Origin of the sequence: Alkalihalophilus sp. As8PL, from assembly GCF_040939795.1 — a bacterium.
Classification (GTDB): Bacteria; Bacillota; Bacilli; order Bacillales; family Bacillaceae_D; genus Alkalihalophilus; species Alkalihalophilus lindianensis.
Genome location: NZ_CP162551.1, coordinates 3,417,573 through 3,438,569, shown reverse-complemented (window position 1 = coordinate 3,438,569; position 20,997 = coordinate 3,417,573). Strand labels below are relative to the sequence as shown.

Here is a 20,997-nt window from a genome sequence, read left to right as displayed (position 1 = left end):
CCCTTACTTTGACTTTAAAATCACATGACGATTTTTCATAAAATAATCAATTCCTGATAATAAAGTTAAAATTGTAGCAATCCAAATTGAGATCATGTCAAAAGGGATTGATAACGCTTCGAAAGGAAGGTTGTAAAGCATCAATGCAGAGATCCCGATGATTTGCCAAACGGTTTTCCATTTCCCTAAATTACTGGCAGCGATCACTTGACCGTCAGCTGCAGCCACAAGTCTAATACCTGTTACCGCAAACTCTCTACTAATAATAATGATCGCCATCCAAGCAGGCAAGAGCCCTAGCTCTACAAGACCGATCAAAGCGGCTGTAATCAATAATTTGTCTGCAAGTGGGTCCAGAAATTTCCCGAAGTTCGTCACAAGATTTAATTTACGTGCATAGTACCCATCTAACCAATCAGTCGCTGCTGCAAAAATAAATAGAAGCGCGGCAATAAAATGAGCAACCGGGATCGTTACCCCAAGCCATACCCATTCTCCAAAAGGTAAGGGGGCTAATAAGAAGATCATAAAAATCGGTATTAAACAGATTCTTGAAATTGTAATTTTATTAGGTAAATTCACCAAACGTCCCTTCTTTCATCAGTATGCTATGTAGTTATCTCATGTTGACAAATTGAACAGGGAAGTCGAAATCCTGCTGTTTCATTACCTGAATGACATGCTGCAGGTCATCAATACTCTTTGCCGTCACGCGCACTTGTTCATTTTGAATTTGTGCTTTCACTTTTAGCTTCTCATCTCGAATAAGTTTCGTGATTTTTTTTGCGCGATCAGCACTTAACCCTTTTACTAATGTGACGACTTGGCGCACAGTACCGCCGTGGGCACGTTCAATTTTCCCATAATCCATTGCTTTTTGAGAAAGACCACGCTTAATAAATTTAGATTGTAGAATATCAATAACACTTTCTAACTTGTATTCATCATCAGAAATAATCGTAATGTGATCGGCGTCTGTTCTTTCAATCGAGCTTTTAGACCCTTTAAAATCATAACGATTTCCGATCTCCTTCATTGCTTGGACAATTGCATTATCGACCTCTTGCCCATCAATATCTGAAACAATATCAAATGAATGCTCTTTTGCCATATGCGTGTCACTCCATTCCCTATCTCTTTTCTAAAGGCTACCTCATATTGTACCATATTATGGACTGATTTGAGAAACATGTAGGACCTCTTGTTCCAAACAAAAAAAGAGTAGCAGAATACGCTACTCTCTTCCTTTATTCATTAGAATTATTGACAACATTAACTTTCTGATGGATGGCATCTAACTCAAATTCTACTTCCTCATCATTAATGATTAAGGTTACGTTTTGAGAAGCACCGAAATTAAACTCGACTTCTTCTTCTCCATCAAATTCATACGTTAATTCATCTCCATCTGCAGGTGTACCATTATAAATAAATGAACCCTCTGCATCTTTCACATCAACATATGAGCTTCCACTAAACTGAATGACCACATCAAAGCGATCTCCTTCTAATTCGTAAAACGTCGTATTCCCACTGCTATCGACTACGTTTAACTCGCTAGAAGCCGTTTCTTCTTCTTCCTCTTCTTCAACCGCCGGCTCTTCTTCAACTAGTTCTTCTTCTGTATCAGGCTCTACATCTGCCTCAGGTTCTTCTGGTTCTGTTGCCTGGTCTGAAAAATCAGCATCTACATTCTCCTCTGGATCAGGAGCCATGGCAGCATCTCTCTCACCACCAATATTTGTGGTGACCAGCCATATACCTAATGCTAACACTACTAAAAATGCTAGCGCTATAACAGCAGGCAGAAATGCCGGTGTTTTAGATGAAGACTTTTTCGTTGGACGGACGGCAGACTTCGACCGCTCTGACCTAGAAGGTAAATCAATCGCTTCCTTCTGAGGGTTGGGCAATTCACTTCTGTATTGCTCAAATAATGGCTCAGGGTCTAAACCTACAGCTTCAGCATAAGTTTTTACAAATGCTCTAGCATAAAAAAGGCCAGGTAACGTATCAAAGCGCCCTTCTTCAATTGCAAGTAAATACCGTTTTTGAATCTTTGTAGTACGTTGGAGATCTTCAAGAGACAGTCCCTTTTGTTCTCGTGTTTCCCTTAAAAATTGACCTAATTCTGACACTCTAAACACCTACCTACAACTTTAACTAATATCAAATGAAGAAAAACCCGATTCCATCATCTCATAAGAAATCTTCTCTTTCTCATTGTTTCGAAGTTCAATAATACAATCAAAATCTTCAAGCTCATATTCCGTTTCACGGACAAAAATATCAGGATGTTCAACCACTTTCACAGCCGAAAGTCTCATAATATCTCTTACTAGCGTGCGATGGCGCTCAGTTGAACGCATCGTTGAAACAATTCCATCAATAATAAAAATATGATCCTCACTTAACTCGTCATCAGCTAATTGATTTCTGACCGTTTGACGAAGCAAAGTAGAAGAAATAAACGACCAACGCTTGTTGGCACATACACTTGCAGCAACAATCGATTCTGTTTTACCCACTCGAGGCATTCCTCTGATACCAACTAAATAATGACCGTCACGTTTAAATAATTCAGCCATAAAGTCTACAAGTAAACCTAGTTCAGTACGAATAAAACGAAACGTTTTGCGATCATCTGCATCTCGCTCAATATAACGCCCATGACGAATGGCTAAACGATCTCTTAAATGTGGCTCACGAAATTTACGAACTGTAATGCTGTCAATAGTATGTAAAATAGCATGAAATCTGGCCACTTGATCATCACTAGCACTTCGAATTAGCATACCACGACGCATATCATCCACACCATTAATTGTGACAATGTTAATCTTTAACATCCCTAGTAAAGAGGAAATATCTCCTAGTAAACCTGGTCTATTATTATGAATTTGATATTCTAAGTACCATTCTTTCATTTGTTATAACGTCACCTTTCTATCATGGAATAAGAAGCATCTAGGTAACTCATTAACACTTGTACAATTTGACAAATTCATCTATATTTCACTACTTCTTAATGATAATGGATTTTACTTGTAATTGAAAGAGCTTTGTCCGTTTAAATCGTGAAATAAACAAAAAGAAGAAGGAACACATATTTTACTATAGACTTGTTACCCTTCCTATACCTTTATCATAAATTATTTTCCTAACATAGAAAAAACGTCGCAGCGTTTGCGACGTTTTTCTTTGTTATCCTTCGTTACGAACTAATTTAACCATCATATTTGCAATCGCATGCTGTTCAGCTTCGTCAGCAACTTTCCACATTTCAGCTAAAACACGCTCTTGCTCATTTTTAGGTTCAACTTGTTGAGCCAAGTATTCGCCAACTTGATAGGCAACATCTGAAACAACATTCTCGTTCATACCCTCATGTTGAGCTTGATCAAGACGATCACCTAAAAAGTCTTTCCACTGGTTCCAATTATCGAGTACAGACATATTAGCCCCTCCTTAAAGAAAATGTACTACATGATTATTTTCTCAAAAGAGGTTCCTTTTTATGCATCCCTTTTAACAATACCAAGCACCATTCACTGATAATATTTGTCCATTGATATAATTCGATTTATCTGAGCAAAGAAACGCTACAGCGTCTGCAATATCTTGAGGCTGACCCAATGTACCAGCTGGGATGTCCAATTCCAATGATTGTATATCCTCATTTGAATAATCGCTAAGCATATCTGTTGAAATAGCACCAGGTGCCACCCCGTTTACTTGGATATTACTCATCGCGACTTCCTTCGCTAAACTTTTAATGAAGCTGTTTAACCCACCCTTTGCTGCTGAATAACCTACTTCACAAGCAGCTCCAGTAAGCCCCCATATAGATGAGATAGCGATGATTTTGCCTCTTTTCTCTTTAATCATATGTGGCAACAATTCGCGAGTAATCTTCATCGGGTTAAGCAAATGGATATTGATTAACTCCTCTAGTGCTTCATTAGTCAATTCGGTAAAAAGTTCACTACTGCTGGTTCCACCATTATGTATGACGATGTCAATTTGAGCATAAAGCGCATCAAGAATCGCTTTGGCTCCAGTTGCCTGACTCAAGTCAGCTTGGATAATATGGACAAGAGCGCCTCGTTGTTCGCATTCTCTGCTTACTTCCATGATCAATTCCTTACTTTGATAATAATGCAAAAAGAGAGCGCACCCGGGTGCAGCTAGCTCTTTTGCAATCGCTGCTCCGATCCCGCGTGACGCTCCAGTAATCAAAATGTTTTTCATCTTACTTCCCCGCATCTTCCGCTTTCACCTGACATACAGTAAAGCGTTTGAAATCAAAATGTTCTTCTAAGACATCTTTTAACTGGTCTGAATTTATGGCTTCTAATGTAGGTACCACATCGAATAAATTCATCTCATTAAACTGATATCTGGTAAACTGATTTGCAATGTATTCTGGTGAATTTAGTGAACGTAGGAATGAGCCGATTTTCTTTTTGACCGCGCGATTCACTATTTTTTCATCAAGTGATGATTTTTTGAAGTCAGTAATCATTTCTTTGATAGCATCAGCTAATTCATCTGGCTTTTTGGTGTCGCCACCTAAGATCGTAAATCCAAATCCTTCTTCTGCAGAGTAATCAAATGAAAATGAATCATCAATCAAGCCTTGTTCATGTAATTTTTGATAATTAGCAGAGCTTTGACCAAACATGAGATCAAGCAAGATGTTTATCGATAATTCGTGCTTTAATAACTCTTCACCTTGTCTTGTTGGGTTAGACTCTTTAAACCCTACTAAACACTTCGGTGTCTGGACTGGCATTTTAATCACGTTTCGTTCAGTGGCCACTTCATTTGGTTCATCGTCAAAGAAACGATTGATTGCCTCTGGTTTTGGAAACGTTTTTTGAGCTTGATTGTCTTTCACTTGTTTCATAATTTCCTCAGCATCAACCGGCCCAATGACGAACAGAAGCATATTATTTGGGTGATAGAATGTCTCATAACAAGTATACAATAAATCTTTTGTCACCTTGGAAATTGAGTCGATCGTTCCTGCAATATCAAGTTTTACAGGATGATGTACAAACATATTTTCAATGACACCAAAATAAGCTCTCCAGTCTGGATTATCATCGTACATCGTGATCTCCTGTCCAATGATCCCTTTTTCCTTTTCAACACTTTCTTCAGTGAAATAAGGGTGTTGAACAAAATTTAACAATGTATCAAGGTTTTTCTCAACATTGGATGTGCTTGAAAATAAATAAGCTGTTCTGGTGAAGCTCGTAAAAGCATTTGCAGAGGCACCTTGTTTACTGAAATCTTGAAACACATCGCCATTCTCATCTTCAAACATTTTATGCTCAAGGAAATGGGCAATTCCATCTGGCACATGAATAGGCTCGTTACTCCCAAGCGGTGTAAACTTATTATCGATTGAGCCATATTTCGTTGTAAACGTAGCAAACGTTTTGTTAAACCCTTCTTTAGGAAGGATATAGACATCAAGCCCATTTTCTAACGTTTCATGATACAACGTTTCGTTTAGTTGATTAAACGTTACTGGCTTCATTTTTACTCCTCCCCTTTTAAGAAATAAATCGTATCAAGTTCCACTTTTTTAGAGGCTTGAATGACATCTTCCTTAGTAACTTGATCAATTTCATTAAGTAAATCTTCTAAAGAACGCTTATGTCCGCTTACAATTTGATGGTAAGAAAGTTCTACATACCCTCTCGCTACATCGGATGTCTCGAGCACTTGGTTTTTCAACATTGCTTTCGTTTGATCTAGCTCTGCATCTGTAAAATCACCATCGCGCATCGCGTCTAACTGTTCTTTAATAATCGTGACGGCACGGTCATACTTTGCAAATTCGATGCCACTCATCACCATTAAAATCCCTTTGTGACTTTCATACCTAGATGCTGCATAATAAGCCAAACTTTCTTTTTCGCGCACATTGATGAAAAGTTTTGAATGGGAGAATCCTCCGAACAAGCCATTACATACTTGCATCGCTACATAATCATCATCTGCAAACGTTGTGTAAGTACGGAAACCAATATGCAATTTTCCTTGTTTAACATCTTGCTCATCAGTCACAATGTTCTCTTGTTTAACTTTCGGGCTTTCTGAACTTGCAGGAACTTGATCAACAGGTGTTCGGTTAGAGAACGTAAAATAGTTCTCGATTTTTCCAATCGCCTCTGACTCTTCCATATCCCCAACCACATAAAAGTCAATTCGATCATTTTTAAGTAATTGATTGTAATAACTAAATAAAGATTCAGGTGTAATCGCTTCCACTTGTTCAACCGTACCGTATGCGGTAAGACCAAATGGTTCATCCTTACACATTTCTTCTGTGATTCGAACGTTTGCATACCTCATTTTGTCATCATAAACAGATTGAATCCGTTGTATTAATGATCGTTTTTCACTTTCAATAATGGATGATTTAAAGGCTTCTCCTTCAAGCACGGGGTCTAATAGTACTTCTGATAATAATTTGATACCCTCTTCAAATAATGGTGTCTGGTCCGTTAAGAACTTCTCATTCGCAACATCTAAACGAATCGTTATAATATGCTGCTCTCCCTTTTTTTGAACATCAGAAGCTAACATTGCACCGTATAATTCATCAAGTCGTCCGCGAACCTCTTTTCTAGAAGGAGATTTAGCTGTTCCATTTTGCAACACATGAGGCAACAATGCTCGCATTGCCACCGTTTCACGCTCTAATGGAGCTTTTATCATTAACATTAATGTATTGGTTTTATAACGATCCGTTTTAATAGTATGGATCGTTAGTCCTTTGAACTCTTTTGTTTGTTCCGTAAGTTGCATAAAATCATCTCCTTTTTACCATTCATGCATAGTTTATGCCTTAACGCGCTTTCTTACTACGTGGAACTTAAATTTATCCGCTCTAAAATAGTTCAAAGAATAGAGGAGAGGTCGTTCACTTTGATCATAGTGAATTTGCTTTAACAATAGAAGAGATGTTTCTGGATCGCATTCTAACGTTTCAGAGACACGCTCATGAAAGCCGATTGGCTCAATATATGTGACGGCATAAGAAATCGAATGTCCAATCTCTTCTAAGTAATTGAAGATCGACTTTGTCTCATGTATGGAGTGATTCTCAAGCAATTGATTCGGAACCTTATCTAAACAATAGACAACAGGAACCTGATCAGCCGTTCTGACTCGTTCAATCGCCATAACTTCTTTTAGATCCTCTAGATTAAAGCGACGACGATCTTCATCTGTTGCTTCGCGTACAGCTGAAGATAAAAAGATCGTCCCAGGCTCCATAGTGGCTTGTTTGATCATGTCCGTTACACTATACAATTCCTCAATTCCTGCTGAGAACAAAGGTTTCGTGTGAACAAATGTCCCGACGCCATGACGCCTTACAACGACTCCCTCTTCCTCTAATAAACGTAGCGCTTCGCGTAATGTAGCTCTACTTACCCCAAGCTGTTTTGATAATTCAAATTCAGAAGGCAGTTTTTCTCCCTCTTCATACACTTGATTCTCTATATCCTCTTTAATTCGATCAATCACTTGTAAATACAACGGACGATGATCTGCTTTAATCAAAGTCTCCACTCCTTTAGTTCTTATTCTCTCTCTCCACTTTACGATGTAGCATCTATATCTTCATTTTCTTTTTTTGAAACGAGAACTTCACGCGGTTTACTACCTTCGTAAGGACCAACAATCCCCCTTACTTCCATTTCATCAATTAACCTTGCTGCGCGTGTGTAACCGATACGAAACCGTCGTTGCAACATGGATACTGATGCAGTTTCCATTTCAGTTACTAATTGAACAGCATCGTCATACAAATCATCATTGACCTTATCTTTTACTTCAGGAGCCTCTGTTGGTGTCATTTCTTCTTGATACTGAGCTTTTTGTTGTGAAATAACAAAGTCCACAATCTCTTCTACCTCATTATCGGATAAAAAAGCACCTTGAATTCTTGTTGGTTTGTTTGCACCCATAGGCAAGTACAACATGTCCCCCCTGCCAAGCAGCTTTTCGGCCCCACCAGAGTCTAAAATCGTCCTCGAGTCTGTTTGAGAGGAAACTCCGAAGGCAATTCGAGAAGGGATATTTGCTTTTATTACACCTGTAATTACATCAACAGAAGGTCTTTGAGTCGCAATTATCATATGAATACCAGCAGCACGAGCCATTTGAGCAAGTCGGGCAATCGAGTCTTCTACATCACCTGAAGCTACCATCATCAAATCAGCTAACTCATCAACAATCACAACAATATAGGGTAACGTTGGTTGTTTCGCTTCTTCTGTTTTATTTTGTTTATGAATAAGTTCATTATAACCTTCAATATTTCTTGTGCCCGTATGAGAAAACAATTCATAGCGTCGTTCCATCTCAGCAACGACTTTTTTTAGTGCTTGTGATGCTTTTTTAGCTTCAGTCACTACAGGAGTTAATAGATGTGGAATCCCATTGTACATATTAAGCTCAACCATTTTTGGGTCAATCATCATTAACTTCACTTCATGAGGCTTCGCTTTCATGAGTATACTTGTAATAATACCATTAATACAAACACTCTTCCCACTACCGGTTGCTCCCGCAACAAGTAAATGTGGCATTTTATTTAATGGAGCAAGCACTGGTTCACCTGAAATATCTCTTCCTAATCCAACCGCCAATACATGGTCATCCTTTTTGGAGCGTTCAGAATCAAGAACTTCTCTCAACGTTACGATCGCCACCTCTTGATTTGGCACCTCAATTCCAATCGCTGATTTACCAGGAATGGGAGCTTCCATGCGAATGTCCTTTGCCGCTAGTGCTAAGGCGAGGTCATCTGCTAGATTAACAATTTTACTCACTTTCACGCCCACACTCGGGTTCACTTCATACTTCGTCACAGCAGGCCCTAGGTGAACTTTAGAAACTCTTGCTTTTACCCCAAAGCTCTCAAGCGTTTGTTCGAGCTTTCTGGCATTAGAAGTAAGTTGCCTTTTTTCATTGTATTGACCGGTATTATTAGGGAGCTTTAACATATCCAGAGCAGGAAGCTTGTACGCCTCGTTCGCTTCATCAGCAGTTATGAGTGAAACTGGAACGGTATCTGCCGTTTGCTCCTCGTCTTCTTGTTCACTTGTCTTTTGATCTTTTCCTTTTTCAGGTGTGGCCTTCGTTTGGCTAGTGGTATCTTGTAACGGCTGTTGATAGGCCTTTTGTGTAAAGTCAACGATCTCAGGCTCTATTTCTTCTTGTTCTGTCACTACCTCTTCGGGCTCATCCTCATGAAGTTTTTTACGTTGTTTTTTCCGTTCTTCATATGCCTCTTTTTCATCCGTCATTTTTTGTTTCGTCTTTTCTTTCATCGTTTTCAACTCATCAAAAAATGATAGGATTGTATCTGCCGCAAAAACGTAAACTCTTTTGAATAAACGTCCTACCAATTCTGAGAGTGAACGGCCTGTTAGTAAAATCATCCCGACGACAAACAAAATGAAACATAAAAAATATGTACCTGCTTCTGCAAAGAGAAAATGACTTATAGCAAAAGCGATCGAGCCAATCATTCCTCCGCCTAGGTCTGTAGGAGGGACCTCTCCTCTCATCTCCATCCAAAATAAGTTCCATGTGTTACGAATAACCGATTGATCTTGAAACCCTTCACGGTTATTTAAATGATGGAACAAACCAACATGACTAAATAGCGTTAGGGAGAGGACCATCACATAAAAACCTGCCATCCTTCTCGACCAAAAAGCTGGTCGCTTCCGTTTAATCATAATATAAAGAGCAACGACTAATAATCCGCCCGCTAAAATCACAAACCATTGGCCTAAGAAAAATCGAAACAGTCTAACAAATGTCTCCCCAACTGTCCCTAATCTTGCCAAAGTAACGACGGCAATCACTAATAATCCGAGTCCAATCAATTCAAATGTAAGCTGTGATTTCCACTCGGTCTTTTTTTTCTTTTTACGTCTTGCCATCAATTTCACCTCATTTTACTACAACCTGCTTAATCCGTTTTTTCAAAACGAACACACATAGTGAAGAAGCAGCCAAAATTGGCTGCTTCGACCATGCTTGGATTAAATTAATTATAGCATAATAACGGATCGGTCTACATAGCTAAAATTGAGGTTTTGCTTGAATAATCGTGCCTGGAGAATAGCCAGGATTTAAATAGCTCATCGGATTGCTGCTCATTAATCGAACAATTTTATATTGACTTGCATTTACTTGTTCGACTATGAGTTGGCCATCGGCACAATTGACGACTTGCTGGGTCGCATACACGGATTCATCTTGTGGAAAGATTTGTTCATGAGGCATCATTGTGTATAAAATCATTGCACCATGTCCCCCTCATCTTTTACAGGCTTATTTGCATCGATGAGTGCATTTAATTTCTTTAACGCTTGCCCGATCCCGCCTACTTCGTCGATTAAACCATACTCTACTGCATCTGTACCCACTACATTCGTTCCAATATCCCTTGTTAAATTCCCTTTAGAAAGCATTAGCTCTTTAAATTTCTCTTCTGAAATTCCTGATTGTTGAGTCACAAAACTAATCACGCGCTCTTGCATCTTATCTAAGTACTCAAATGTTTGCGGTACACCGATAACAAGACCTGTCAGCCTTACAGGGTGAATTGTCATCGTAGCTGTCTTGGCAATAAAAGAATAATTAGCGGCTACAGCAATTGGTACCCCAATCGAATGTCCTCCTCCTAATACAAGCGTTACACTTGGCTTAGACATAGAAGCTACCATCTCAGAAATGGCAAGTCCTGCTTCCACATCACCACCAACTGTATTTAAAATTAATAGCAACCCTTCAATTTTAGGGTTTTGTTCGACTGCTACGAGTTGCGGAATGATGTGCTCATACTTTGTCGTTTTATTTTGAGGCGGCAGTTGCATATGACCTTCAATTTGACCAATAATCGTCATGCAATGAATATTTGACGTGTCCATATCAGGTACATTAGTTTGCCCTAACTCTTGTATTTTCTCTAGAATTCCTGATCCTTTTTGTTCCTTCTGAGGTGATTGCGGGGCTTGTGGTTGATCTTGTTGTTCTTGATGATAGTATTCCATCGACATCTCTTGTGCCCTCCTTCATTGTTCTGTACAAATAGTATGAGCGGCAAAGTGATAAATCATTCTACTGACAAAATAAAAAGACATGCCGCTTTAGCATGTCTTTTCGTTGTTTTTATACTTCCATAATAATTGGAAGGATCATTGGACGACGTTTTGTTTGTTCGAATAGGAAACGACTTAACCCTTCACGAACATTACTTTTTAACGAAGACCACTCATTGACATTTTCCGTTACACATTTCTTAAGAATCGTGCTAACCAATTCGTTCGAGTCATCAAGTAATTTCTCAGATTCACGAACATACACAAACCCTCGTGAAATGATATTTGGACCCGAGACAATTTCTCCAGTCTTCTTGTTTAAAGTTACGACCACAACAAGAATCCCGTCTTTTGATAGGAGACGACGATCTCTTAATACGATGTTACCAACGTCACCTACTCCTAAACCGTCGATTAAGACATTACCAGAAGGAACTTTTCCGCCTCTTCTCGCTTGTCCTTTTGTAAATTCAACGACTTCACCTTTATCTACTAAGTAGATATGTTCTTCTTTTACTCCTACTTCAATCGCTAAAGAACGGTGAGCATGTTGCATTCTGAATTCACCATGAATCGGAACAAAGAATTTTGGTTTCATTAGGTTAAGCATTAATTTTAATTCTTCTTGACTACCATGGCCTGAAGCGTGAACTTTTGATTGTCCGTAAACAACATCCGCACCAATACGATGAAGCTTGTCGATAATAGCCGATACAGACTTTTCGTTCCCCGGAATAGCTGAAGCTGCAATAATCACTGTATCTTGCTCAGTAATCGTAATTTGACGATGCGCTCCTTTTGCCATTCGTGTTAATGCACTCATCGGTTCGCCTTGAGACCCAGTTGTCACAATCGCAAGTTGATGATCCTTGTATTTTCCAACTTCATCGATATCGATTAAAAGGTTATCTGGCATTTTTAGATAGCCTAGTTTTGATGCAATCGTAATCACTCGAACCATGCTTTTTCCAACGACCGCTAGCTTACGATTGGCCTTAACAGCTGCATGGATAACTTGTTGGACACGATGAACATTTGATGCGAAAGTGGTAACAATGATGCGCCCATCAGTATGTTCAAATACATCTGCGATTCCTTGTCCAACCTCTGTTTCTGATTTCGTTGTTCCAGGACGTTCCGCATTTGTACTATCAGATAACAAGCAAAGAACTCCTTTTGAGCCTATTGCAGCCATCTTGCCGATATCAGCTTGCTTCCCATCGACTGGTGTTTGATCAAATTTGAAATCACCTGTATGTACGATTGCACCTTGAGATGTTTCAACACAGACTCCAACAGAATCTGGAATACTGTGATTCACGCGGAAGAATGATACATCTGTTGAACCAACCTTAATACGTGAATTTGAATCAATCAGCTTCAGTGTTGTTTGGCGGATGATACCCGCTTCTTTTAACTTTTCTTCAACCAAACCAAGGGTTAATTTTGTTCCATAGACTGGAACATTCAATTTCTTTAATACATAACTTAACCCGCCGATATGATCTTCATGACCATGCGTTAAAATGATACCTCTCACACGATCTTTTTGCTCCAATAAATACGACACATCAGGAATAACAATATCAACTCCCAACATATCATCATCTGGAAACATTAAACCTGCATCGACAACAATAATATCGTCGTCTACTTCTATTCCGTACATATTTTTGCCGATTTCTCCGACTCCACCTAAGGCAAAAACACGTACTTTCTCTGTCTGTTGCTTTGACACTTGGCGTTCCTCCTAAATATAAATTAAACGTTGTATGAAAAGAAAAAGGATTTTTCCACTTGTATATACGGTGGAAAAAATCATTTTCTAATACGCTATTACTATAATAAATCATTCGTCTTCTTCACTTTACTTCAGTACTACTCTACGCTTTGAACCGTTCGCTTCCTTTGGCAAAGTTGGTTCCGAATAAAGAAAAAAGCAACATTTCCGTTGTTGCTCTTCACAACCCGTACGAATCACTTGCAATTAGTATACCTTATTCTTGAAATGAAACACAAGACTGAACTTCCTCAACTTCCATTATCATGAAACGAAAACAAAGAAAAAGCCTAACCTTATAGGTTAGACTCTTGTATGGTGGAAAGAACAAACTTTTGCTCATCTTTCGTTAAAGGAACAAGCGGTAGTCTGATGCCACCAACATCTATTCCAATTACTTGCAATGCATACTTCACACAAGTAGGATTGGGCGCATGAAACATCGCTTTCATCACCGGAAGAAGGGATCGGTGTATTTGTGCAGCACTCTCCACATTACCGGCAATAAAAGCCTGAATCATCTTCTGCATCTCGCGACCAGCTACATGTGATACAACGGATACGACTCCATCTGCTCCAATCGATAGAGCAGGCAATGTAAGGGAATCATCACCACTATAAACAAAAAAGTCATCTGCTGTATTCTCAATAATCGAAGCCATCTGTTCAAGGTCGCCACTTGCTTCCTTCACAGCTGTAATATTTTTGGTTTTTGCTAACTCTATAATTGTATCTGCCCCAAGATGTACCGAGGTTCTACCAGGTACATTATAAAGCATCACTGGTAAATCAGTGGATGCAGCGATTGTGCTGAAATGCTCATATAAGCCACGTTGCGAAGGCTTATTATAATATGGTGTGACAAGCATGACACCATCTACACCAGCCAATTGTGCCTTTTCTGTCAGTTGAATGGATGATGCAGTATTATTCGTGCCCGTTCCAGCTACAACTGACGCTCTTTTATTCACATACTTTACAGCAAATTGAAATAAAGCTACTTTTTCTTCTTCAGATAATGTAGGGGACTCTCCGGTTGTACCCGCTATAACCAACGTTTCTGTGCCATGATCGATCAAATAATCGATCAGTTTTTTCGTTTTATCGAAATCAACATTTCCCACAGAATCGAATGGAGTAACCATAGCCGTCCATACATGGCCAAAATCCATGTCTCCCAACTCCTTACAAAAGCAATTCTAGCTGACTCATTACAGTTGCTTATTCCCTGCTTCTTCTAGATGAAACATGTAATGGAGTGCATTCACAGCTTTTTTCATGTCCTCTTCTTTAACAAGAATCCAAATCGTTGTATGAGAGTCGGCAGATTGCAGAATTTGAATGTTTTCACGTGATAATGCACCTACAATTTTCGCTGTTACCCCTGGTACACCACTCATACCTGCTCCAACAGCTGAAACCTTCGCACAATGACGCTGTACCTCAGGTTCATAGCCCATTTCTCTTAAAATGGCAATCGCACGATCTGCCACTTCATCTGAAACCGTATAGACGACGCCTCTAGGGTTAATGTTGATGAAATCGACACTGATTTTTTCATTTGCCATTGCTTTAAACACTTTCTCTTGCAAGTCAAATTGCCCGTCTTTAGCCAATACTTTAATTTGCGTAATGTTAGACAAGTGAGCAATACCCGTAATCGTGCGATCTTGGACATCTTGGGCCGCTTTTTCAGAAAGCATAGACGTTACAAGAGTCCCTCTACTCGTTGAGTGAGTTGAACGAATATGGATCGGAATTTTTGCTTGCATCGCAATTTCAACTGCACGTGGATGAATAACTTTAGCCCCTTGATAAGCCATATTACAAATTTCATTATAAGTCATAGTATCAAGAGCACGCGCATCGGATACAATCCGGGGATCAGCAGTCATAACACCTTCTACATCCGTAAAGATATCTACCCATTCTGCGCCAACAGCTGCTCCAAGAGCAGTGGCGGAAGTATCACTTCCACCACGTCCTAGAGTGGTCATTTCCCCTGTTTTTGATTGCCCTTGGAAACCGGCAACGACCAAGACATCTTGCTGCTCTAGCAGTTTCTTCAAGTGATCTGAGCGCATTTCTAGAATTTTAGCACTCGTAAAGTCATCATTCGTTCTAAAGCCTGCTTGCCCACCTGTTAAGGCTTGAGCACTTGCTCCAAGTTCATTTAACAATTCAGTAAATACGACTGAAGAGATGATTTCACCACATGAGACAAGAAGATCTTGTTCTCTTTTTGAAATATGATTGTGATCCACTAATTGAAGAAGTGTGTCTGTAGCATATGGTTCACCACTACGACCCATTGCAGATACAACAACGATCACCTTGTAACCATCTTGAACAGACTTTAATACATGTTGGGCCGCTTTTTTACGGACTTCTTCATCCCTGACAGATGTCCCGCCGAATTTTTGAACTATAATCTTCATAAGACACCTACTCTTCTACGATAAAAGTTGTAATTTAACAAGACTTTCAGCAATTTGGACAGAATTCCATGCAGCACCTTTTAGAAGATTATCTGACACGATCCACATATGGTATCCATTATCACGATCAAGATCGCGACGAATTCGACCGACAAAGACATCTTCTTTTCCTACACAATTAGCTGCCATTGGATAAAGCTGCTCGGTGGGATCGTCTTGTAAAGTAACCCCAGGAGCTTCTTGTAGTAATGCTTTCACTTCATCCACTGTAGCGCCAGACTTTTCTGTTTCGATATAAACTGATTCAGAGTGACCTGTTTCGATCGGTAGTCGTACGCAAGTAGCAGCTACTTCCAGTGTATCCATATGCATAATTTTCTTGGTCTCATTAATCATTTTCATTTCTTCAAATGTATATCCATTTTCTTGGAATAAGTCAATTTGCGGAACAGCATTAAATGCTATTTGGTAATGCTTTTTGTCTCCACCTACTGGAAGGATCTCAGGAGTGAAGTCTTCTCCGTTTAAAATAGCTTTTGTTTGATCTTTCATTTCTTCAATTGCTTCAAGACCAGCACCAGATACAGCTTGATAAGTAGAAACAACTACTTTTGATAATCCATACTGCTTACGCATAGGCTCAAGAGCTACGACCATTTGAATAGTAGAGCAATTTGGGTTCGCGATAATCCCATTATGATTACGTAGATCTTCTTCATTAACTTCTGGTACTACAAGTGGAACATCGGGGTCCATTCTAAAAGCACTTGTATTATCAACAACAATGGCACCTCGTTTTACCGCTTCTGGTGCTAACGCTTTTGATACAGAACCGCCCGCACTAAATAGAGCAATCTGAACTCCTTCAAATGATTCTGGAGTTGCCTCTTGAACAATATACGTTTCACCTTTAAAGGTAATTTCTTTACCAGCTGAACGCTTGGATGAAAGCAAGGTTAATTTCCCAATTGGGAAATTGCGTTCCTCTAATGTTTTTAGCATTTGTTGTCCGACTGCACCTGTTGCTCCTACAACAGCTACATGATAGGTTGATGTTGTTGTCATTTTTGTTGTTCCCCTTCCTGCGTTCATAAGTTTAATAGATAGACGTATCTTGACGCAATTGAACTGATTATAGCACAATAAATTCAACTTTTCGTCAATTTCCTCTATTAAACTTTAAGGGAAAAGAAGCATTTGTGCAACTTCGTCTAACCGCTAATCTTTGAATTTTTCTACGAGTACAGGCTGATATTGGATGCCAGCTATGGCAGACTCTACTGTATCCACTAATGCTTCCATTCTAGCCACTAACGAGTTTGGCTTTTTAACAGGATCATCTTGACCGAATGGAATAAAGTAAATGTTTTTAGTAGCCATTAACCTCATAATATTGACCCCATTCAATCCAAGTGCATCATTTGTAGAGATTCCAAGTACGACTGGGTTACCATTTCTTAAGGTTGCTTTTGCCCCCATTAAGACGGGAGAGTCCGTTAGGGCATTAGCAAATTTACTCGTTGAATTTCCTGTAATCGGCGCCACCACCATACAATCGAGGGGTGTTTTCGGGCCAAAGGGTTCTGCTTTTACAATCGAGTTCACAATTGGCTCTGAAGTGATTTCTTTAATCTTAGTTAACCAATCCTCACTCTCACCAAATTTAGTATCCGTTGACTCTACCGTATATGTGACAAATGGCGTGACTTTCGCGCCTAAATCGACTAGCTTCTTCATCTCTGGTAGAACGGCATCATATGTGCAGTGGGATCCCGTTAAACCAAACCCAATGTGTTTCCCTTCTAAAGACATAATAATCCTCCTTATAATAAAGCACTTAATAAATTAAATAGTGATGATGCCACAGGGATTCTTAGTCCGCTTGTAAGAGATCAGCTAACACATTTGCTAAGATTCTACCTGCTGTTTTCGGGGCAACGATTCCAGGTAAACCTGGTGCTAGTAAAGCTTTCATTCCCCTTTTCTCTGCATATCTAAAATCCGTTCCACCGGGTTTTGATGCTAAGTCAATAATGAGAGCATGGAGCGGCATTTCTGCTAATACTTTTGCTGTAATAATGAGATCTGGAACAGTGTTAATACATATATCAATTGTCGATACTTCATCGATTAACTTATCTGTATGAAATGGCTTTAAACCCATCTCTGTAATTCTCGCTAATTGATGAGACTCATTGGCCCCTACCGATACATCTGCTCCTAATGCATCAAATGTCCTAGCTACAGACATACCAACGCGACCTAGACCTAAAACAGCTATTTTAGCACTATGAATGGTAATATCCGTATGTTGAATGGCCATCATAATAGCCCCTTCAGCAGTTGGAATCGAATTATAAATTGCGATATCATCTCTACCCATCAACTGCACTAACTTTCGCTTTGCTTTTTTTACACAATTATTTAGGGTTTCGTTGGTTATTCCAGAATAGATCGTACAATGTTCTGGTGTTTGGCGAACTATATCAGGGGTTAATATGATTTTCTCATTTGAGAAGATTGTTTCTATTTCACCATTAGCGTTCATGCCGCTAACGGGGAGTAAGATCGCATCGACTGAACTCCATTTGACTTCATCCATGGCTTGTTTTGAAGCACCAATATAGCCATCATCTAATTGTTCAAAGCCTACTAATGATAGCTTTGCATCAAGTGTTGATAATTTCCTGATAATTTCAAGCTGTCTTGCGTCACCCCCGATGACGACTATCGCTTTTCCTGTTAACATTAGCGTCCCTACCCCTTTCCTAAAGTAGCTTTCGCCCCCAAACGTAGCCGTAGTTGCTTTGGAGGGAGTAACAATATCTGTTTCGATTCACGATAGCATATGTAAAAACCTATTAATAAGTGAATGAACCTCGGCCTCTTTTTGTGATTATTGAACGTAAACTAAACAAAAAAAACACATTGCCCAAGCAATGTGTTCTTCAGTCGTAGTAACCCATATCGATAATGATCATATCCTGACCGATTTTTTTTACCTGATTCCAATGTACGGTTACTTCCTTTTCTTTTTTCCCAAAACCAAACCACTTCATTGTAGGAATAATAAAAGCTTCTATTTCACCGGTTTCTTCATTAATTAATAGATCTGTTTGACCTAAAATGCCCATTCGTTCCCCTTTTTGATAATCAATGATTTCTTTATTGCTAATTTCACTTAAACGCATGCTCCCCCTCCGCTCTATTGTGATTATACGAGTAGTATATGACTGAGGAAGCCCAAAAAGACCAGCCTTGTAGTGGCTGGTCTTTTTCCGGTTAAGATTTAAGTGAAGATGGTACTTCGCCAGTTGAGCTAATTAATGAAATAGCTGGATCGGTTGAGAGAATGGTATCTGCAAGACGATTAACATCTTCTAGGCTCACTTTATTAATTTCATTAATAATATCATCAAGTGTACGATGACGTTTTAACATCAATTCATTCTTACCATTTCTACTCATTCTTGAGTTTGTGCTTTCTAAACTTAACATCAAGCTACCTTTTAATTGCTCTTTGCCGTTATGCAGTTCCTTCTCACTCATCCCTTGCTCTCTAAGAGTAGTCGTTGTTTGATTTAAGGCCACAACTAGTTCATCTAATTGCTCTAGTGCAGTTCCTGCATACACGGTTAACATCCCACTATCTTGATAAGATGAATGGTAGGAGAATACTGAGTAGCAAAGCCCTCTCTTTTCTCTTATTTCTTGGAAAAGACGACTACTCATGCTTCCACCAAGTAAATTATTTAACAAGATAAGAGAGTAAACATCTTCATGACCAATTGGAAGTCCTGGGTATGCTAAGCAAAGATGAGCTTGCTCTGCCTCTTTTTTTCTTGTAATCAGTTCAGAATGGAAGATAGGCGTAGATGCCTTGTATTCAAAAGATGTTGGTTTGACAGCCGAAAAGATTTCTTTAATCGAATCAATTAATTCCTCTGTAATATTACCAGCGACAGAAATAACTACATGGTCACCTGTGTAATAACGATCCATATAAGAACGCAAAGCTTCTTCATCAAAAGTTTTCAACGTATCTTGCGTTCCTAGTATAGGATAACCTAGTGAATGATCACTATAGGCTGCCTTGCTAAGGAGATCGTGCACGATATCATCTGGTGTATCATCTACCATTTTAATTTCTTCTAATACGACATTTCTCTCTTTTTTAAGTTCTCCCGCTTCAAACTTCGAGTTAAAGAACATGTCTGATAATACATCAACCGCAATCGGTGCGTGTTCATCTAGTACCTTTGCATAGTAACAAGTGTACTCTTTTGAAGTGAACGCATTTACTTGACCACCAATTTTATCAAATTCTTCTGCAATGTCAGCTGCACTACGCGTATTTGTTCCTTTAAAGAACATATGCTCCAAAAAGTGTGAAATCCCATTTTCATGTTTATCTTCAAAGCGGGAACCTGTGCCAATCCACACCCCAATTGAGACGGATCTTACGGTAGGAATCGTTTCTGCCATTATTCGCACACCATTATCTAGTTCAATCTTCTGTATCAATCTATATCCCCCTATATTCAGTCATCCAGGGTTACACCATTATGATGAACTCTTGATTCAGACATTAATTCTGATACCGTTCCGAGTTCTAGTCCTTTAGCTTGTATACCTTTAATCATGTCCTCAAGGCCGATAGCTGTTGGTTCTGTTGGATGCATCAATACCATTGCACCCGGATGAACTTTGCTTAAAACACGATTCACCATTTCCTCTGGTTGTGGACGTTTCCAGTCAACGGTATCTACAGACCATAAGATTGTCATCATTCCATGTACGGAAGCTTGATCTATAACTGTTTGTGAATAACTTCCACTAGGAGGGGCAAACCATTTTGGTGTAACATCTAGCGTTGCAAGTATGACATCATTCGTTTTTTTGAGTTCTTCATTCATTCTTTCCAAAGTTAATGATTTCATATCAGGGTGAGAATAAGCATGGTTCCCTATTTCATGACCTTGTTCTAAAATCATCGTTGCCATTGTTGGATTACTTTTCACCCATGAACCATCTAAAAAAAAGGTAGACTTTACTCCATGTTCTTTCATTACTTTTAACATATCAGGAATATATTCATTTCCCCAAGCCACATTAACGAGTAAACTGACCATTGGCTTTTTTTCATTGCCTTTATAGATCGGCGATGGAGGTAAATCCTCTAAGTGAACAGTAGGTTTTATTTCCTCAAATACCAATCGTTGTTCCTCAAATGAGCCCAGCTTCTTCATCTTATCATAGGAAGCATTCACGTCAACCATTAACCCATTGTATCCCGGTACTGCCTTCCAGACTGGATCAATTCTAGCATCAATGGCTGCTTGTTCATAGCCTTCTTTCTTTGCGAGAATCTCTTCATGTAATGGATCTTGTTCTTTCATGACCATTTGAGACTCTTGTTTCAATTCATTTATGTATTGCAATGAGAACGGATTTTGTACAGCTCCAAATGAGATCACCAATAAACAGCAGCATACAAATAAAGCGGATGCATGTTTCTTCATCCTCATCAATCCTCCTTCCTTCTAATGGCATCCTATGCAAAAGAAGGACGAGGTAGAACAGAGTTAGTCAACTCCTGCTGATATAAGAAGTAAACATAGTAAAAAAAAGAGAC

21 protein-coding genes are annotated in these 20,997 nt (G+C 39.1%); all 21 read right to left on the bottom strand.

Features of this window, described 5'->3' with window-relative positions; genetic code table 11:
* Positions 1-3: 3 nt before the first annotated feature.
* Positions 4-582 (bottom strand): CDP-diacylglycerol--glycerol-3-phosphate 3-phosphatidyltransferase, encoded by a 579-nt coding sequence (pgsA, locus tag AB3N04_RS18885; RefSeq protein WP_368504106.1) that lies wholly within the window; start codon positions 580-582, stop codon positions 4-6.
* Between the two features lie 34 nt (positions 583-616).
* Positions 617-1,111, bottom strand: coding sequence for a YajQ family cyclic di-GMP-binding protein (locus AB3N04_RS18880; protein WP_317122675.1), 495 nt, complete (start codon positions 1,109-1,111; stop codon positions 617-619).
* 136 nt (positions 1,112-1,247) lie between these two features.
* Positions 1,248-2,138, bottom strand: a complete 891-nt coding sequence (locus AB3N04_RS18875) for a helix-turn-helix domain-containing protein (RefSeq protein WP_368504105.1) — start codon at positions 2,136-2,138, stop codon at positions 1,248-1,250.
* 21 nt (positions 2,139-2,159) lie between these two features.
* Complete coding sequence (locus tag AB3N04_RS18870; protein ID WP_317122673.1) at positions 2,160-2,927, bottom strand: DUF3388 domain-containing protein; 768 nt, start codon at positions 2,925-2,927, stop codon at positions 2,160-2,162.
* Between the two features lie 277 nt (positions 2,928-3,204).
* Entirely contained in the window at positions 3,205-3,456 is a 252-nt protein-coding gene (locus AB3N04_RS18865; RefSeq protein WP_317122672.1) for a DUF3243 domain-containing protein, read from the bottom strand.
* Between the two features lie 72 nt (positions 3,457-3,528).
* The gene (locus tag AB3N04_RS18860) at positions 3,529-4,251 is read right to left on the bottom strand and encodes an SDR family NAD(P)-dependent oxidoreductase (protein WP_368504104.1); all 723 of its coding nucleotides are present in this window, start codon (positions 4,249-4,251) and stop codon (positions 3,529-3,531) included.
* 1 nt (position 4,252) lies between these two features.
* Positions 4,253-5,548: a M16 family metallopeptidase gene (locus AB3N04_RS18855; protein WP_368504103.1), complete on the bottom strand. Its 1,296-nt coding sequence runs from the start codon at positions 5,546-5,548 to the stop codon at positions 4,253-4,255.
* A gap of 2 nt (positions 5,549-5,550) precedes the next feature.
* Entirely contained in the window at positions 5,551-6,825 is a 1,275-nt protein-coding gene (locus AB3N04_RS18850; RefSeq protein ID WP_368504102.1) for a M16 family metallopeptidase, read from the bottom strand.
* 33 nt (positions 6,826-6,858) lie between these two features.
* On the bottom strand, positions 6,859-7,584 hold the full coding sequence (locus AB3N04_RS18845; protein ID WP_368504101.1) for a GntR family transcriptional regulator: 726 nt from the start codon (positions 7,582-7,584) through the stop codon (positions 6,859-6,861).
* A gap of 38 nt (positions 7,585-7,622) precedes the next feature.
* On the bottom strand, positions 7,623-9,980 hold the full coding sequence (locus AB3N04_RS18840) for a DNA translocase FtsK (protein WP_368504100.1): 2,358 nt from the start codon (positions 9,978-9,980) through the stop codon (positions 7,623-7,625).
* A gap of 142 nt (positions 9,981-10,122) precedes the next feature.
* Positions 10,123-10,344 carry a YlzJ-like family protein gene (locus tag AB3N04_RS18835; protein WP_368504099.1) on the bottom strand — a complete coding sequence of 74 codons (222 nt, stop codon included), beginning with the start codon at positions 10,342-10,344 and terminating at the stop codon, positions 10,123-10,125.
* Positions 10,341-11,096 (bottom strand): ClpP family protease, encoded by a 756-nt coding sequence (locus AB3N04_RS18830; RefSeq protein ID WP_368506101.1) that lies wholly within the window; start codon positions 11,094-11,096, stop codon positions 10,341-10,343. Before AB3N04_RS18830 ends, AB3N04_RS18835 begins: the two co-directional genes overlap by 4 nt.
* 118 nt (positions 11,097-11,214) lie before the next feature.
* Complete coding sequence (locus AB3N04_RS18825) at positions 11,215-12,882, bottom strand: ribonuclease J (RefSeq protein ID WP_368504098.1); 1,668 nt, start codon at positions 12,880-12,882, stop codon at positions 11,215-11,217.
* Positions 12,883-13,220: 338 nt separating this feature from the next.
* Positions 13,221-14,096 carry a 4-hydroxy-tetrahydrodipicolinate synthase gene (dapA, locus tag AB3N04_RS18820; protein WP_368504097.1) on the bottom strand — a complete coding sequence of 292 codons (876 nt, stop codon included), beginning with the start codon at positions 14,094-14,096 and terminating at the stop codon, positions 13,221-13,223.
* A 39-nt stretch (positions 14,097-14,135) separates the two neighbouring features.
* Positions 14,136-15,362 (bottom strand): aspartate kinase, encoded by a 1,227-nt coding sequence (gene dapG, locus AB3N04_RS18815; RefSeq protein ID WP_368504096.1) that lies wholly within the window; start codon positions 15,360-15,362, stop codon positions 14,136-14,138.
* A 15-nt stretch (positions 15,363-15,377) separates the two neighbouring features.
* On the bottom strand, positions 15,378-16,427 hold the full coding sequence (asd, locus tag AB3N04_RS18810; RefSeq protein WP_368504095.1) for an aspartate-semialdehyde dehydrogenase: 1,050 nt from the start codon (positions 16,425-16,427) through the stop codon (positions 15,378-15,380).
* A 153-nt stretch (positions 16,428-16,580) separates the two neighbouring features.
* Positions 16,581-17,174: a dipicolinate synthase subunit B gene (gene dpaB, locus AB3N04_RS18805; protein ID WP_368504094.1), complete on the bottom strand. Its 594-nt coding sequence runs from the start codon at positions 17,172-17,174 to the stop codon at positions 16,581-16,583.
* 61 nt (positions 17,175-17,235) lie between these two features.
* A complete protein-coding gene (gene dpaA / locus AB3N04_RS18800) occupies positions 17,236-18,111 on the bottom strand; it encodes a dipicolinic acid synthetase subunit A (protein ID WP_368504093.1) in 876 nt (291 codons plus the stop codon).
* Between the two features lie 199 nt (positions 18,112-18,310).
* Complete coding sequence (locus AB3N04_RS18795; protein ID WP_317122659.1) at positions 18,311-18,553, bottom strand: YlmC/YmxH family sporulation protein; 243 nt, start codon at positions 18,551-18,553, stop codon at positions 18,311-18,313.
* 91 nt (positions 18,554-18,644) lie between these two features.
* Complete coding sequence (locus AB3N04_RS18790) at positions 18,645-19,847, bottom strand: M16 family metallopeptidase (RefSeq protein ID WP_368506100.1); 1,203 nt, start codon at positions 19,845-19,847, stop codon at positions 18,645-18,647.
* A 56-nt stretch (positions 19,848-19,903) separates the two neighbouring features.
* Positions 19,904-20,884, bottom strand: coding sequence for a polysaccharide deacetylase family protein (locus AB3N04_RS18785; protein WP_368504092.1), 981 nt, complete (start codon positions 20,882-20,884; stop codon positions 19,904-19,906).
* Positions 20,885-20,997: the final 113 nt, after the last annotated feature.